At 61.4% G+C, this 14,955-nt stretch carries 15 protein-coding genes and 1 pseudogene; 12 read left to right on the plus strand and 4 right to left on the minus strand.

Features of this window, described 5'->3' with window-relative positions:
* The first annotated feature begins 212 nt into the window (after positions 1–212).
* Positions 213–1,487: pseudogene (locus C6W55_RS18235) on the plus strand (ISNCY family transposase).
* 243 nt (positions 1,488–1,730) lie between these two features.
* Entirely contained in the window at positions 1,731–1,961 is a 231-nt protein-coding gene (locus C6W55_RS02785) for a DUF3892 domain-containing protein (protein ID WP_286891419.1), read from the plus strand.
* A 52-nt stretch (positions 1,962–2,013) separates the two neighbouring features.
* On the opposite strand, the gene C6W55_RS02790 is transcribed toward C6W55_RS02785, so the two are convergent.
* Positions 2,014–2,778 carry an MBL fold metallo-hydrolase gene (locus C6W55_RS02790; RefSeq protein ID WP_286891356.1) on the minus strand — a complete coding sequence of 255 codons (765 nt, stop codon included), beginning with the start codon at positions 2,776–2,778 and terminating at the stop codon, positions 2,014–2,016.
* A gap of 510 nt (positions 2,779–3,288) precedes the next feature.
* Between C6W55_RS02790 and C6W55_RS02795 the strand changes: the two genes are divergently transcribed.
* Positions 3,289–3,861 carry a stalk domain-containing protein gene (locus C6W55_RS02795; RefSeq protein ID WP_286891357.1) on the plus strand — a complete coding sequence of 191 codons (573 nt, stop codon included), beginning with the start codon at positions 3,289–3,291 and terminating at the stop codon, positions 3,859–3,861.
* Positions 3,862–3,980: 119 nt separating this feature from the next.
* Positions 3,981–4,295 (plus strand): DUF1292 domain-containing protein, encoded by a 315-nt coding sequence (locus C6W55_RS02800; protein WP_286891358.1) that lies wholly within the window; start codon positions 3,981–3,983, stop codon positions 4,293–4,295.
* 93 nt (positions 4,296–4,388) lie between these two features.
* Here the strand turns inward: C6W55_RS02800 and C6W55_RS02805 are convergent, their stop codons facing one another.
* Together C6W55_RS02805 and C6W55_RS02810 are read right to left on the minus strand one after the other, a co-directional pair.
* Complete coding sequence (locus C6W55_RS02805; protein ID WP_286891359.1) at positions 4,389–4,802, minus strand: DUF1885 family protein; 414 nt, start codon at positions 4,800–4,802, stop codon at positions 4,389–4,391.
* Between the two features lie 85 nt (positions 4,803–4,887).
* Complete coding sequence (locus tag C6W55_RS02810; protein WP_286891360.1) at positions 4,888–6,357, minus strand: aminotransferase class I/II-fold pyridoxal phosphate-dependent enzyme; 1,470 nt, start codon at positions 6,355–6,357, stop codon at positions 4,888–4,890.
* A 182-nt stretch (positions 6,358–6,539) separates the two neighbouring features.
* Here C6W55_RS02810 and C6W55_RS02815 point away from each other — a divergent pair, with 182 nt between their 5' ends.
* The 4 genes from C6W55_RS02815 to gndA all read left to right on the plus strand — a co-directional run bounded on the left by C6W55_RS02815 (position 6,540) and on the right by gndA (position 11,793).
* Positions 6,540–7,721 carry a tetracycline resistance MFS efflux pump gene (locus C6W55_RS02815; RefSeq protein ID WP_015255098.1) on the plus strand — a complete coding sequence of 394 codons (1,182 nt, stop codon included), beginning with the start codon at positions 6,540–6,542 and terminating at the stop codon, positions 7,719–7,721.
* A 203-nt stretch (positions 7,722–7,924) separates the two neighbouring features.
* Positions 7,925–8,521 (plus strand): hypothetical protein, encoded by a 597-nt coding sequence (locus tag C6W55_RS02820; RefSeq protein WP_286891362.1) that lies wholly within the window; start codon positions 7,925–7,927, stop codon positions 8,519–8,521.
* 193 nt (positions 8,522–8,714) lie between these two features.
* On the plus strand, positions 8,715–10,268 hold the full coding sequence (locus tag C6W55_RS02825) for a gluconokinase (RefSeq protein ID WP_286891364.1): 1,554 nt from the start codon (positions 8,715–8,717) through the stop codon (positions 10,266–10,268).
* 112 nt (positions 10,269–10,380) lie between these two features.
* On the plus strand, positions 10,381–11,793 hold the full coding sequence (gndA, locus tag C6W55_RS02830) for an NADP-dependent phosphogluconate dehydrogenase (RefSeq protein WP_015255095.1): 1,413 nt from the start codon (positions 10,381–10,383) through the stop codon (positions 11,791–11,793).
* Positions 11,794–11,797: 4 nt separating this feature from the next.
* Here the strand turns inward: gndA and C6W55_RS02835 are convergent, their stop codons facing one another.
* The gene (locus C6W55_RS02835) at positions 11,798–12,085 is read right to left on the minus strand and encodes a hypothetical protein (protein ID WP_015255094.1); all 288 of its coding nucleotides are present in this window, start codon (positions 12,083–12,085) and stop codon (positions 11,798–11,800) included.
* Between the two features lie 203 nt (positions 12,086–12,288).
* Here C6W55_RS02835 and C6W55_RS02840 point away from each other — a divergent pair, with 203 nt between their 5' ends.
* From C6W55_RS02840 to aroA, 4 genes are read left to right on the plus strand one after another with little or no spacing between them, the layout of a single operon-like run.
* A complete protein-coding gene (locus C6W55_RS02840; protein WP_286891366.1) occupies positions 12,289–12,813 on the plus strand; it encodes a shikimate kinase in 525 nt (174 codons plus the stop codon).
* Positions 12,810–13,208, plus strand: a complete 399-nt coding sequence (locus C6W55_RS02845) for a fluoride efflux transporter FluC (RefSeq protein ID WP_015255092.1) — start codon at positions 12,810–12,812, stop codon at positions 13,206–13,208. Before C6W55_RS02840 ends, C6W55_RS02845 begins: the two co-directional genes overlap by 4 nt.
* Positions 13,205–13,576 carry a FluC/FEX family fluoride channel gene (locus C6W55_RS02850; protein WP_286891368.1) on the plus strand — a complete coding sequence of 124 codons (372 nt, stop codon included), beginning with the start codon at positions 13,205–13,207 and terminating at the stop codon, positions 13,574–13,576. The genes C6W55_RS02845 and C6W55_RS02850 overlap by 4 nt, the downstream gene beginning before the upstream one ends.
* Positions 13,577–13,634: 58 nt before the next feature.
* A complete protein-coding gene (aroA, locus tag C6W55_RS02855; protein ID WP_286891371.1) occupies positions 13,635–14,930 on the plus strand; it encodes a 3-phosphoshikimate 1-carboxyvinyltransferase in 1,296 nt (431 codons plus the stop codon).
* Positions 14,931–14,955: the final 25 nt, after the last annotated feature.

Raw genomic sequence — 14,955 nt, forward strand, 5'->3', positions numbered from 1 at the left:
AAGTGCTGCACAGGAGCCTCCTCCTTTGAGTGTGTGTTTTTTGCCAAATTCTACTCTACCAAAGGAGAGGCTCTCTTTCTATGCCCGCTTTTTCCAATCTTTACCCCAACACAAATTTTACTCTAACGCCGCCCGGGCCGTTGTTGTTCTGTGATATTGTCAGGGTGTAACTGATCCGAGAAAATGTCAGTATGAGCAAGGAGCAGATCACCTTGACGAAGAGTGAACTGAAACGCGTTATGGTTCTTGAAAAATGGATCGATGGCCGTCTCGCGGAACAGGATGTCGCGCGCATTCTTGGCATCAGTATTCGGCAAGCGTATCGGCTCAAGGCCAAATATCGTCACGGAGGTGCACAAGCCATCGCTCATGGGAATCGGGGCCGTAAGCCCGCTCATACCTTGGCCGATTCGCTTAAACAACGTGTTATGCTCTTGTATCAGGAGCGCTACTTCGGAAGCAATGCCACCCACTTTGCCGAGCTGTTGGCCGAACACGAAAACATCCATTTAAGCGTCTCTTCGGTCCGCCGCATTCTGCTGGAAGGCGGGTTGCGTCCCGCGCGGCTGCGCCGTCGTCCGAAGGCTCACCGACCCCGGCCCCGCAAACCTCAGGCGGGCATGCTGTGGCAGATCGATGCTTCTCCCTATGCCTGGCTGGAGGATCGCGGTCCCATGCTCACCCTGCACGGCATCATCGATGACGCCACCGGGGAAGTCATCGCGGCCACCTTCCGCCCGACCGAAACACTGGAGGGCTACGTGACCGTCAAGATCGAGGGGCTTAGGCGCAAAGGCGTACCGCTTGCGCTCTACAGCGACCAACTCCATTTTTCACCCGCCCAAGGGCAAGCCGACCCTCGAGCAGGAATTGGCCGGTGAGCCGCCGTCGCTTTCCACCTTCGGACAGGCCCTCGCCGATCTGGGCATTACCCATATCAAGGCGCTGTCTCCTCAGGCCAAAGGGCGGATCGAACGGCTCTGGCAAACGTTCCAGGACCGCCTGGTGATTGAATTGCGCTTGCGCGACGTGTGCACGATGGAGGAAGCCAATCGCGTGTTACCGGAACTCATCGCCAAGCACAACCGCCAGTTCGCTGTCGCACCACAAAATGCCGAACCGGCCTACCGTCCGCTGCCCGAAACACCCCTGGAGCACATCTTCGCCCGGCGGCAATACCGGCGAATCAGCGGCGGGCAGACGTTCTCCTGGAAAGGGAAATGCTACATGCCAAAGCCCGTCCCCGGTGTTCCGCGCTGGGAAGCGAAGAGCGTCGTCGAAGTGCGTGTAGCATGGATGGACAAGTGTGGCTGTGGGATCAAGGGCGGGCCTGGCCTTGTGTGGAGACGCAGGCCACACAGACCCCGGCGCCAACAACGGCCAAAAAAGAAGCGGCGCCTGCGTCCCCCCGCAAGCCCGCTGCAAAGCATCCCTGGAGAAAACCATTCTCCAGCAAGCAGTTACAGCGTAGCACAGCATCCGGCTAGTCTGCAAGAGGACGGCGGTTGTTTAATCGGCTTCATCCCTGACATTTTCATAGAACGAACAGTTAACCTGACATTTTCACAGACGCTTGACACCCCAAAATCAAAAAAATTTTTCGGTAAATCCTTTCGTCGGATCGCCTCCGGATTAATGAACGACCGTCGCGGGCATACTGACTTCCAGACAGGATGGCTGACGGGGCGGCAGCGATTCGGCCCCCCGCATGGACAAGGAGCGAGACGGTGATGACGGAACGGGAGACGTTTACGGCCGTGCGCAAGAACGGCGACGGCGATATTACGGCTTTCCGCACCTCGACGGGTCGGGAACTGAATTACGAACAGGCGCTCCGCGAAGTTCAGGAAGGCCGGATCAAAGGCGCAAATGTGTTCAAGGGAAGGGACGGCGAGATGTATATCCGCGGCGATGCCGACGGAGACCCCGCCAACAACCTCGACAATCTGCCGTTGTTCTGAAACGCGGAAAAGCCTCCGGCTGCCAATCGTCGGCCGGAGGCTTTTCGCCGTGTTACGGGCGGGAGGAAGTCGAGGGCTCGACTTTGCCGTTCGCAATCGTGTATCGGACATGTTGTTCGATGAACTTCATCCGGCCAGTGCGGCCCTCGTAGCGGTCCTTGTCGTCCGCGTAGTGCATGAGGTAAATCTTCGATTGTACATCTTCGGGCAGCGTCAGCAGTTCCTCCAGCGTGGCGTGGACCGCGCCCGGCGTGACAAACTGGCAATCGTGGAAGACGACGCAGCCGCGGTTCCGCACCAGATCCGTCACGAGCTCGGGATGGAACCGCATGTCGGCTGTATAGAAGAAGCTGTTGTTGAACAGCAGCGAATAGCTGATTTTGCCCGGAATATGCTCCGTGCGAATGATCTCGACGGTCAGGCCGTCGTGCAGAACGGCCGGAACGCCTTCGCGGATCCGTCGCACTTCGAAATAATCTTCGAGCTTCTGCGATTGTTCCTGCCACAGACCTCCTCTGAGGGAGTGATCCCACAGCGGTGCGGCCAGTTTGTCGGGTACATACAAGACCGGCCGTTCGCCATATTGGAATTTCATGCGGAACGCGAATTCTTCCAGTCCGCCGATGTGATCGGCGTGAATATGGGTGATCAGGGCAGCATCGATGCCGTCAAGCGGCTGGCCGATTTGGTGAAGCGAGAGCGGTGCGGTGATGCCGCAATCGATCAACAGCGTGAACCCGTTCTGGTAGAGCAATGCATTGTTGTTGTAGTACTTCTTGGCAAACGCATTTCCGGTTCCGAGCATCAAAATATCCAATAACGGAACTCCCTTCCGGGTACGTTTGTTCAAACTTTATCATTTTTTTTACTGTAAGGAAAGAGGCTGAACAAATTCTGCACAACCGGGCATTCGCGCATGCGCGGAGGCGGGCGCTTGGGGCGGATTTTCGCGGAGGAGTCCTGCCCATGAGCAAGGCCAAAGCGGAAAAAAACGGGCAAATCAGCGGTCTGACCACCCCGCCGTCCGCATGAGCATCGTGCTGTCCGAAACCTGTGAAGCGTGTCCGACACCCTGCCCGCGCGGCATCCGGTACCAGCTGCGCATGCGGGAACCCGGGGCTGTCGGCAAAGGCGTGCCCTGCATTCTGACCCTCACCGTGCAATGAATCTCTCGTGCGCGCATGCATATTTCCCGGGCGAGCGCAAATCGCGACAAGAGACGACAGAAGGACAGCCGAAAAATTGTTCGCATGACGCCCCGCAACTTTGGACAACTGGTCGAGTATAACTATACATCCAAGGAAATGCTGACGGAGGGTTCATGCGCATGAGATTCAAGAAGGTGCTCATATCCGTAATCCTGCTGTCCTTATGGGGAGGCAGCATGATATTCGCGGACACGGTCAGCCAGAGAATCAAAGTTTCGGTGAACGGCTCGACCCTGAGCGAAACGGGCATCGTGGTGGACGGAACGACGTTTCTGCCGATCAGGCAGTTGGCCGACACGTTGAATGCATTTATTTCCTGGGGCGACAACAAGCAGGTCAATATCAACAAGCCGAACATCCACATGATGACCATGAGCGTGAACTCGAGCGGCGTATATCCTTTCCAGGCCGTCGAGAAGGGCAGCACGGTAACCTTTTATGTGCTGGTGCACGGTGACAGCCTGAATACGCCGATCTCGGCCGCCAAGATGGAAATTGTGGATCCGGGCAATACGGCCAAGGAGTTTTACTACGAGAGCAATCCCGAAAACCTGAGCATCTTTCAACTCCGCACGAAAGAGCTGAAGTACAAATTCGGCTCCGAAGGCGAGTACAAAGTGCGCATGTACATGATGCCCGGGAAGAGCAGCGAATGGACGCTCGTTTCCGAAAAACTGATATTCTCCAAATGACCGCACTCCATGATGCGGCACAGGCGCTCCGTTCGCGGAGCGCTTGTCGTTTGACCCGGCGGCTTGAGGCATGGTACGATACGTTTGATGGCATATGATATCCGAAATGAGGGTTGTCGATGAGCGAACATTCGCATGACCATGCTTGCGGTTGCGGCCATGACCACGAGCATGATCACGAACACGATCCCGTGTTCATCGTAACGGACGAAGATGGCCGCGAACACGAGATGATCATGGTGTACACGTTCGATTCGGAAGGTTCGGCCTATGCCGTGCTGCTGGATCGGAATGACCCGGAAGCGGACGGCGTCATCTTCCGGATCGAGGAAGAGAATGATGAAATGTTCCTCGTCGGCATTGAAGACGACGAAGAATGGGAGCGCGTTGCAAGGATTTACGAGGAGATCGCCAGCCAGGAAGACCAGGGTTGATCTTGAACTCCGGCAAGAAGGCCGGTCATCGAACATCGATGGCCGGCCGTTTTTACGTGCACGCCCAACGGATGCGTCCGCCGAACGGACGGCTTATTTCCGCGGGTTGTAGTAGATGGTGCGGCCGTTGAACAATTTCAGCTCGGCCTGCAAATGTTTGGCCAGATATTTGCACAACTCGTTCGCTTTCCCCTTGTCGCCGTGCGTCGCATCGTCCGGCAACACGACCTGCACATAGTGAACCGTGCGATCGCCGCGCTCCGTCTGCCCGACGCCGAACACGATGTAGCGATAGTGCGAGTCCGTACCTTTCAGGTAGAACCACGGTTCGCCTTCCTTGGTCTCGATCGTGTACGGGAAGGCGGCGTCCGCGTACTCCCAGCCCAACTGACGGCCGGTCAGCGCGGTCTGTTCCCGATATCGCTGCAACTGTTCCTTCACGCCGTCCAGCGTCAGCTGCTCGACGGCGGAGCCTTCCACGAAATAGATGTAAGCGCTTTGACTCACCTGCAAAGCCACCTCCCAGAACTAGGATAGCACTGAAGCCGGCGCTTGACAACAAGCGCCGGCTTCGGCTGGAAACCGCCCGGAATCAGCTGATCGGCGTCTCTTCGACAATCACTTTGACGCAGTTCAGACTCGGATCTTCCGGCCCTTTGACCGGGAGGCCGACATGGAGATGGTCAAGGATGTAATCGATGTTCGCCTGGGAGATGACTTCTCCGGGCAGCAGGATCGGAATGCCGGGCGGATAGACGTAGATGAACTCGGCGATGATCCGGCCGGCCGATTCGGCAAGCGGCACGGATTCCGTCTCGGCGTAGAAGGCGTCGCGCGGCGTAAGCGAGAGCTGCGGAATCTCCGGTATTTTCACGACCAGTTCCTTCGCCTCGTTCACCTGGTAGAACGTCTCCGACATTTCGCGCAGCGCTTGGAGCAGCGCGTCGACCGTCTCCTTCGTGTCGCCGGGCGTGATCAGCGCGAGAATGTTGTACATGTCGCTCAGTTCGACTTCGATGCGGTGCTTCTCGCGCAGCCAGTTCTCCACGTCGTAGCCCGTGATGCCGAGATGACGGACGTGGATCGTGATCTTCGTCGGATCGTAGCTGTACGTCGCTTCGCCGCCCAGAATGTCGTCACCGAAGCAATACAGTCCCGGGATGGCGTTGATCTCCCGACGGGCATAGCGGGCGAGCGAAATCGCATGCTCCGCCATCGCGCGGCCGTTCAGCGCGAGATTGCGCCGCGCCGTATCCAGCGATGCCAGCAGCAGATACGAAGTCGATGTCGTCGTGAGCATGCTGAAAATCGTCTGAATCCGGTGCGGATTGACGCGGGTGCCCTTGACGTTCAGAATCGAGCTCTGCGTCATCGAACCGCCGAGCTTGTGCACGCTCGTCGCAGCCATGTCCGCGCCGGCCTGCATCGCGGAGATCGGCAGCTCGTCGTGGAAGTGAATCAGCACCCCGTGCGCCTCGTCGACCAGCACCGGGATATCGTAGGAATGCACGAGATCGACAATTTCGCGCAGATTGGCGCAGACGCCAAAGTAGGTCGGGTTGATGACGAGCACCGCTTTCGCGTCGGGATGGCGCTCAAGGGCGCGCCGCACCGCGCTGGTGGTAATGCCGTGGTCGATGCCGAGATTCCCGTCGCGGACGGGAGAGACGAAGACCGGGCGGGCGCCGGCGAAAATGATCGCGGACAACACCGATTTGTGCACGTTGCGCGGCACAATGATCTTGTCGCCGGGCGAGCAGACGGACAAGATCATGGTCATGATCGCCCCGCTCGTTCCCTGCACGGAGAAAAAGGTATAATCCGCTCCGAACGCTTCCGCCGCCAGTTTCTGGGCTTCGTCGATGACGCCCGCCGGCTGGTGCAGGTCATCCAGCGGCGCGATGTTGATCAGGTCGATGGACAGCGCGTTCTCGCCGAGAAACTCGCGGAATTCTTCGTCGCTGCCCCTGCCTTTCTTGTGGCCCGGAATGTGAAATTGCAGCGGGTTGCGTTCGGCATGCCGCCGAAGCGCGGTGAACAGCGGGGTGGATGACTGATCCAACGCCCCATCCCGTCCTTTCCTTGCACACGATATAAGTCAAACAAGCTAGAGTATAGCAAAACGGGTAGCGAATGCAAGCTCGGGTTTCGGCACTGTAAGCGCGGTGCGGGATGTCGCAGTTTGTTCATTTTTCTGCGCGGACAAGATATGGTACGATAAGCGGGTGGAAGGAGCGGTTCAAGATGGACAGGCGAATCGTGATGGTCATGCTGGTGCTCATGACCGTATTCATCGGCTTCGGCATCATCATTCCCGTCATGCCGGAACTGGTGAAAAGCATTGATCCCGGCAGGGCGGAATATCATAACGCGCTCATGTTGTCGCTGTATTCCCTGGTTTCGTTTGTGCTGTCCCCCGCATGGGGCGCGCTGTCCGACAGGATCGGCCGCCGCCCGGTCATCCTGACCGGCGTGTTCGGCTTCTCGGCGAGCTTTCTCCTGTTCGGTCTGGCATCGGGCCATCTGCCGCTCATGTATGCGGCGCGCCTGCTTGGCGGATTGTTCTCCGGAGCGGTCGTCTCCGTCATCGTCGCCTATGTGGCGGACATTACGCCGCCCGAGCAGCGCACGCGCGGGATGGGACTCGTCGGCATGTCGATCGGTCTCGGCTTCACGTTCGGTCCGGGAATCGGCGGACTGCTCAGCAGCATCTCGCTCGAGACGCCGTTCTTCGCGGCGTCGGCGCTGTCGGCGTTGCTGTTCGTCACGGGACTGTACACGTTGCGCGAATCGCTGCCGCCGGAGCGGCGCGGCGTCGGGAAGAAACGTCCTTCGCGCTGGACGGCGTTCACCGGTCCACTGAAATATTTGTACGTGCTCGCCTTCTTCGTCACATTCTCGCTGGCGGGCATCGAATCGACGCTGCAATGGTTCGGCATGGAGCGGTTCGATGTCACGCCGGCCCAGTTCGGCCTCATGTTCTTCGTCTGCGGCCTCGTCGGTGCGATCGTGCAGGGCGGTGTCGTCCGCCGGCTGATCAAGCCGGGACGGGAACCGGCCTGGATCGCGGCGGGCCTGCTCATCTCGGCGGCCGGGTTCTTCCTGCTGATCGCGTCGCATGAGCTGTGGACGGCTACGGTCTTTCTCGCGATATTCGGCGTAGGCAACGCGCTCGTCCGGCCGTGCGTCACTTCGCTCATCACGCAGCGCACGAAGGTCGAGCAAGGCGTCGCATCCGGCCTCAGCTCATCGATGGACAGTCTCGGGCGCATCATGGGCCCGCTCATCGCCGCGTTCCTGTACCGCATCGAGATGACGCTGCCGCTCATTGCCAGCGGCGCGCTGTCGATTGCCGCCTTGCTTCTGCTGGAGCGGTTCCGCGCGCTAGACCGCCGGGATGATGCCGGCCCGCAGCCGGTTGTCTGAATTCAAAGGCTTTCCTCCGTGCTTTCAACGGCGCGGCGGGAAGCCTTTTGAATTTATGCCCCGTTTCGGACGTGTACCGGCGGATTTGCGCTTCAATTTTCGTCAATAAACCAAGTTGCCAGAACATAAAATGGAGTATAAACTGAAAGTGAGACTTAAATTTCAGAACATTCCGCCGATTCTCGGGCAGGGGAGGGATCGCCGTGAACAAAAGCGACGAGGTGGAGTACTGCAACCTGGAGATCCGGTTCGACCGGCGGAAGATTCACGATCTGATCCGAGAGCTGATCCAGGCCGGCTACTCCCTGTTCTGGAGCGAGGCGAACGGGCTGTTCTTCATCTCGATCCGCACCGGACGCAGGCTGGTCAAGCTGCGATTCCGGCGCATCCGGAACTGCTACAAGATGATCGGCGACTACACGATTCGGGACGTGAGACTTTCGGAACTGCTGGAACGCATGATCAATGATTCCCGCGGCCATGCCGTCGTCAAACGGATCAAAGACCGCCGCATCGTAATCGAGGACATCATGTTTGGCGAAATCATCCGATCGGTGGAGGTGTCGGGTATGGAACATCGCGTCATCTACCAGAAGAATACGACGGTTACGACAGAAGAGATGATTCGCGCATTTCAGAACAAGCGGGCGGAAGAGCGCGTGCATGTCCTGCGGCTTGAGCTCGATTACGAGTTGGCGGTGCTGCACGAAGCGCTGGCCGAAGGCCGCATCGCCGATGCCGAAGCATCCAAGAAGCGGCTGATGGAGATGCGCACGGAGATGCTGCAGCTCGAAATGTGACGGGCGGAAGGATGTGCGCATGATCGAAAGTCAATGGAATAAGCCGGATTGACAGGCTTCTCTTGCTCCGCCGCGGAGGAAGGGAAGCCTGTTTCTGTCCGTCCCCGCCGGGCCGGCGGTCAAGTTGCGCCGGGAGACCGGGATGCTCTAGAATAAGGCTGACGATTCGGAAGGTTCGGGGGAGGACATCGGATTGAGCGACAGCGGGCTAGGTAGGAAAATCGTGCTGGCCGTCGATTTGGGCACGACCAGCGCCAAGGTGCTGGCGATCGATGCCGGCAGCCTGGCCGGAGGCGGCCGGGCGGTGATCGCGGCCAGGGCGGAACGGGAATATCCGCTTCTGTCGCAGGAGCCCGGATATGCGGAGCAGGATCCGGACCGCATCGCCGAAGCGGCGGCCGAAGCGGTGCGCGAGGCGGCCGACGCGGCCGGATGCGGCCCGGAAGGGGTGCTGGCCGTCGCGTTCAGCACGGCGATGCATTCGCTGGTTGTCACGGATGGAGACGGAGAGGCGCTCACGCGGGTGCTGACCTGGGCCGACCTGCGCGCGGCCGGGCATGCGAGGAAGCTGCGCGGATCGGAGGAAGCGGCGGATCTTCCGTCCCGCACGGGCGTGCCGCTGCACGCCATGACGCCGCTCGCGAAGCTGCTCTGGCTCCGCGAGCGGCAGCCGGAGCTGTTCGCTTCCGCCGGGCGGTTCATCGGCATCAAGGAATATGTGCTGGAGCGCTGGTTCGGGCGTCCCGTCCCGATGGACGAGTCGACCGCGGGCGGCACCGGCTTCTACAACCTGCATGAACGGAATTGGGACGACAAGGCCATGCGAATCGCCGGCATCGGGCCGGAACGGCTGCCGGAGCTCAGGGCCTCGACGCACGTCCTGCGCGGCCTGCGTCCCGAGACGGCCGCCAAACTCGGACTGAATCCCGGCGTGCCCTTCGTGCTTGGAGCGGCCGACGGACCGCTGGCCAATCTCGGCGGCGGCGCGCTCGAGCCGGGCGTTGCATCGATGACGATCGGCACGAGCGGCGCGGTGCGCGTCGCCGTCCGGCGGCCGGCTGCCGATCCGCACGGGCGGCTGTTCTGCTACCCGCTGGCGGAAGGCTGGTGGATTGCCGGCGGGCCGGTCAACAGCGGCGGCGTCGTCTTCCGCTGGATGCGGGACAAGCTTGCCCCCGATCTGTCGGGCGTTGATGACGGCTACGCCCGTCTCGTCGAACTGGCGATGGAAGCGCCGCCCGGTGCCGGCGGCCTGTTGTTCCTGCCGCACCTGTCAGGCGAACGCGCGCCGCATTGGGACGAGCGGGCGCGCGGCACCTTCATCGGCCTGTCGCTTGAACATGACCGCCGGCACATGCTTCGCGCCGGTCTGGAAGGCATCGTGCTGCATCTGCGCTCGGTGGCGGACGCGCTTGCCGGCCTGGCGGGCGAGCTGCGGGAGATCCGGGTGTCCGGCGGCTTCGCCCGGTCGGCGGCGCTGCGGCAGCTCATCGCCGACATCCTCGGCCGGCCGGTCGTCCGCACGGACAGCGAGGACGCGTCGGGAGTCGGCGCCGCCCGGCTCGCCCTGCACGCGCTCGGCCTGTTGCCGGATCCGGCGGCGTCCGCTTCGGCGGTGACGGACAGGTGCGATCCGAATCCGGAGCTTGTCCCCGTGTATGACCGGATCCACGGCATGTTCAAGCGGCTGTATGAACGCGTATCGGACACCTTCGTCGAATTGGACGCGTTCAGGTCCGGCGGATAAACGGCTTGATCATAAGGGCATTGAAGAAATCTATAGGTTTTCATAATCCTGCAAAACGAGTAAAATAGGGGCGTTAAATAATTCAAGAGCGCAAAGGATGGGACGTTCGGAAATGGCAAAACAACAAATCGGCGTCATCGGCATGGCCGTCATGGGACGCAACCTTGCCCTCAACATCGAGAGCAAGGGCTTTACCGTATCGATCTACAACCGGTCGCGTGAAAAGACAGACGAAGTGATGAGCCAGAATCCCGGGCGCAATCTGAACCCGACATATACGATCGAGGAGTTCGTCGAATCCCTTGAAAAGCCGCGGAAAATTCTGATCATGGTGCAGGCCGGCGCGGGCACCGACGCAACGATCAACGCGCTCGTGCCGCATCTGGACGAAGGCGACATCATCATCGACGGCGGCAACGCGCATTACCCGGATACGCAGCGCCGCAGCCGCGAGCTTGAAGCGAAAGGCATCCGCTTCATCGGCGCCGGCGTGTCGGGCGGGGAAGAAGGCGCGCTGAAAGGTCCGGCGATCATGCCGGGCGGCCAGGAATCGGCCTACAGGCTCGTCGAACCGATCCTCACCGCCATTTCCGCGAAAGTAAACGGCGAGCCCTGCTGCACCTATATCGGTCCGGACGGCGCCGGCCATTACGTGAAAATGGTGCACAACGGCATCGAGTACGGCGACATGCAGCTCATTTGCGAAGCGTATCATCTGCTTACCTCGGTGCTCGGCCTGACGAACGAGGAATTGCACAAGATTTTCGCGGAGTGGAATGAAGGGGAGCTCGACAGCTATCTGATCGAGATTACGAAAGAGATCTTCGCGAAATACGATCCGGAGACGGGCAAGCCGATGGTCGACGTCATCCTCGACTCGGCGGGCCAGAAGGGCACGGGCAAATGGACAAGCCAGAGCGCGCTCGATCTCGGCGTGCCGCTGTCCATCATCACCGAATCCGTCTTCGCCCGTTTCCTCTCGGCGATGAAGCAGGAACGCGTCGCCGCGAGCAAGCTGCTCAAGGGGCCGGAGAAGAAGCCGTTTGCGGGGGACAAGAAGGCGTTCATCGAATCGGTACGCAAGGCGCTGTACGCGAGCAAGATCTGCTCCTACGCGCAAGGCTTCGCCCAAATGCGCATCGCTTCGGAGGAGTACGGCTGGAATCTGCGCTGCGGCGACATCGCGATGATCTTCCGCGGCGGCTGCATCATTCGCGCGCAGTTCCTGCACAAAATCAAGGAAGCCTACGACCGCAACCCGAACCTCAGCAACCTGTTGCTGGACGAATATTTCAAATCGGTCGTCGAAAATTATCAGGACGCATGGCGCGAAGTGGTGGCCACGGCGGTCATGCACGGCATCCCGGTGCCGGCTTTCGCCAGCGCGCTCGCGTACTACGACTCGTACCGCAGCGAGCGGCTGCCCGCCAACCTGCTGCAGGCGCAGCGCGACTACTTCGGCGCGCATACGTTCCAGCGGGTGGACAAGGAAGGCACGTTCCACTTCGACTGGCTGAACAACTGACGCGTCAATCGTACAGCATGGCAACGGCATCGGCCAGACTGCGCCGCGCCCGCTCGAGTTCATCGGCGGTGCAGGTCCGGCCGTGAAGCAGCACCAGCGCCGCCTCGGCGAAATCGCGGAAGAGCGCAATCAGCTGTGGCCGCGGCAGTTCCTGCAGGGCAGGAGCGCCGTCGGCCACTTTTTTCTTGACTGCATGAAGCAGCCAGATCAGATCGTCCCTGCATGCCGGACGGGCCGGATCCCGAATCCGGTCGATCCGGCTTCCGGCGGACTGCGGCGCTGCGATCGGCATGGCGAATCCCCCCGTTCATTCCCTGCTATCATCCATACGACCGGATCGTCCGAACTATGCCCGCAGGACCGGGCCGCGCAGCGCGGGAACGCCATGCGGGAAACGCTTCGCGTGTCTCCTTCCGCGTTGTCCGCTCCTTGGCCGCTGTGTTATCATGAAAACATTGGAGTTCACGAGTCTGAGCAGCGGGGGGAACGATCGGGGTGAAGGCCCGAACGGACAAAATCGTGCTCGTCGGCTTCATGGGCACGGGCAAATCGACCGTCGCGCGGCTGCTGGCCGAGCGGCTCGGCTTCGGGCGCGTCGATCTCGACGAAGAAGTCGAGCGCGAAGCGGGATGCACGATCGCCGAATTGTTCGACACGAAAGGCGAAGCGCATTTCCGCGATCTGGAAAGCGCCGTGCTGGCGCGGCTGATGGCGGCGGACAGGCCGCTCGTGCTGGCGACGGGCGGCGGCGCCGTGCTGCGCGAAGCGAACCGCGAAGCGATGTTGCGCTCGGGGTTCGTCGCGGCGCTTACGGCTTCGCCCGAGCGGATCATCGAGCGCGTGTCGGGCGACGGCTCGCGGCCGCTTCTGCGCGGAGACGTCGGGGAACGGGTGCGGCGGCTGCTGGCCGAGCGGAAGCACGCGTATGATTTCGCCCACGTCAAGATCGACACGACCGGTCTTAAGCCGGACGAGGTTGCCGATCGGATATTGGCAGCCGTGAAGGAAGCGACGGCATGAAGACGGCTGCATGCGTGGCGGCCGGCGGTGCGATCGGCACGCTTGCCCGGTACGCCGTCGCGCTGGTGCTGGGCGCGCCCGAATCCGGCGCGTTTCCCTCCGCCACGTTCACGGCGAACGCCGCCGGCTGCCTGCTGATCGGCCTGCTCGGCGGCTTGCTCGCGAACCGTCCGCTGCCCGAAGCGCTGCGGGAATTCTTGAGCACCGGCTTCCTGGGCGGTTTCACGACGCTGTCCGCATTCGGCGTCGAGACGGTCCGGCTTGCGGCGGATGGTTACGCCGCAATGGCATTCGCCTATGCCGCCGCATCCGCCGCGGCGGGACTCGTCGCCGCATCGGCCGGATATGCGCTGGCAAAGGCCGTATTCCGCAACGCACGGGAGGATGCCGCATGATCGCCTTCCTTCTGGTCGCATTGGGCGGCGGCGCGGGCGCGCTGCTCCGGTACGCCGTGCAGCGGGCCTTCATTGCGCGGACGGGCCAGTCTCGGGCCGGCACGCTGCTCGTCAATCTGGCCGGAACGTTCGCGCTCGGTTTGCTGCTGGGCCTGCCGCTCACGGCGGAAAACCGCGCCGCGCAGCTGCTCGTCGGCACCGGCTTCCTCGGCGGGCTGACGACGTTCTCGACCGTCATGGCGCAGCTGGCGGAATTGCTGCGGGCCAAACGATGGAGAACGGCCGCCGGATACGGCCTTGGCACTTTCGTCTGCGCCCTGCTGCTGGCGGCCGCCGGTTATGCCGCCGGAAGATGCATCTTCGTCTGACGGGGCATATGCCTGTCAATACATAACCCGAACAGGGAGAAGGAGCTGGAGAGAACGGATGGATGTCCGCATTCTGCCGACGCCCGGGCTGAAGGGCGAAATTCAGGCGCTGAGTTCGAAGAACTATACGACGCGCTATATGCTGGCCGCCGCGCTGGCGGAGGGAACGAGCACGATTCTGTATCCCGCCCGCAGCGACGACAGCGACGCGATGCGCCGGTGCATCCGGGATCTCGGCGCCGTGCTGGAAGAAGACGGAGAGCGGATGTCGATCACCGGCTTCGGCCGCCGGCCGAAGGACGTGAAGGAGCTGAACGTCGGCAACGCGGGCGCCGTGCTGCGCTTCCTGATGGCGGTCGCTTCCCTCGTGCCTGAAGTGACGTTTGTCAACGCCTATCCGAAGTCGCTCGGCCAACGGCCGCATGACGATCTGATCGGCGCGCTCGGCCAGCTCGGCGTCCAGGTCGAGCACAACGCCGGCAAGCTGCCGATCACGATCCGCGGCGGGAACCCGAAGGGCGGCAAGATCCGCGTCTCCGGCGCGATCAGCTCGCAATACCTGAGCGCCCTGCTGTTCCTGACGCCGCTGCTCGACGAGGACAGCGAGATCGAAGTGCTGCACGAACTGAAATCGAAGGTGGTCGTCAGACAGACGCTGGATGTGCTGAAGCAAGCCGGCATCACCGTGGAGGCGAGCGAAGACCTGATGCATTACCGCATCCCGGGCGGCCAGCGTTATCAGGCGCGGACGTACACCGTGGAAGGCGACTATCCCGGCTCGGCGGCCATTCTCGCCGCAGCCGCCGTTACGCAGTCGGACGTCACGGTTCATCGGCTGCGGGAGGACAGCCTGCAGGGCGAGCGGGCGGTCGTCGACGTGCTGCGGATGATGAATGTGCCGCTGACGCATGCTAACGGCAGCGTGCGCGTCCAGGGAAATGGCATCCTCAAGGCTGGCGAATTCGACGGCGACGCCTTCACCGACGGCGTGCTCGCGATGGTCGCGGCCTCTGTGTTCGCGGAAGGCACGTCCCGTTTCTACAATGTAGAGAATCTGCGCTACAAGGAATGCGACCGGATTTCCGACTTCGTGGCGGAGCTGCGCAAGGCGGGCGCCGACGTCGAGGAGCGCCGCAGCGAGATCATCGTGCACGGCAAGCCGGAAGGCGTCGCGGGCGGCACCGTCATCGACTCGCATTTCGACCACCGCGTGATCATGGCGCTCTCCATTGTCGGCCTGCGCGCGAAGGAGCCGATCGTGATCCGCGACACGCATCACGTGGCGAAGTCTTATCCGAATTTCTTCGAACATCTGACCGGCATCGGCGGCCGCATCGAGCGGCTCGAAGGCTGATGCGTTGAGATGCCTTAAGCGAAAG

It is taken from the genome of Thermobacillus sp. (assembly GCF_003390775.1).
Taxonomy (GTDB): Bacteria; Bacillota; Bacilli; order Paenibacillales; family Paenibacillaceae; genus Thermobacillus; species Thermobacillus xylanilyticus.

Coding starts and splice junctions, on each gene's coding strand:
- C6W55_RS02835 (WP_015255094.1), bottom strand. CDS start 12,085: ATGCCGATCGCAGCGCCGCAGTCCGCCGGAAGCCGGATCGACCGGATT.
- C6W55_RS02815 (WP_015255098.1), top strand. CDS start 6,540: ATGGACAGGCGAATCGTGATGGTCATGCTGGTGCTCATGACCGTATTC.
- C6W55_RS02850 (WP_286891368.1), top strand. CDS start 13,205: ATGATCGCCTTCCTTCTGGTCGCATTGGGCGGCGGCGCGGGCGCGCTG.
- C6W55_RS02785 (WP_286891419.1), top strand. CDS start 1,731: ATGACGGAACGGGAGACGTTTACGGCCGTGCGCAAGAACGGCGACGGC.
- C6W55_RS02800 (WP_286891358.1), top strand. CDS start 3,981: ATGAGCGAACATTCGCATGACCATGCTTGCGGTTGCGGCCATGACCAC.
- C6W55_RS02845 (WP_015255092.1), top strand. CDS start 12,810: ATGAAGACGGCTGCATGCGTGGCGGCCGGCGGTGCGATCGGCACGCTT.
- gndA (WP_015255095.1), top strand. CDS start 10,381: ATGGCAAAACAACAAATCGGCGTCATCGGCATGGCCGTCATGGGACGC.
- aroA (WP_286891371.1), top strand. CDS start 13,635: ATGGATGTCCGCATTCTGCCGACGCCCGGGCTGAAGGGCGAAATTCAG.
- C6W55_RS02795 (WP_286891357.1), top strand. CDS start 3,289: ATGAGATTCAAGAAGGTGCTCATATCCGTAATCCTGCTGTCCTTATGG.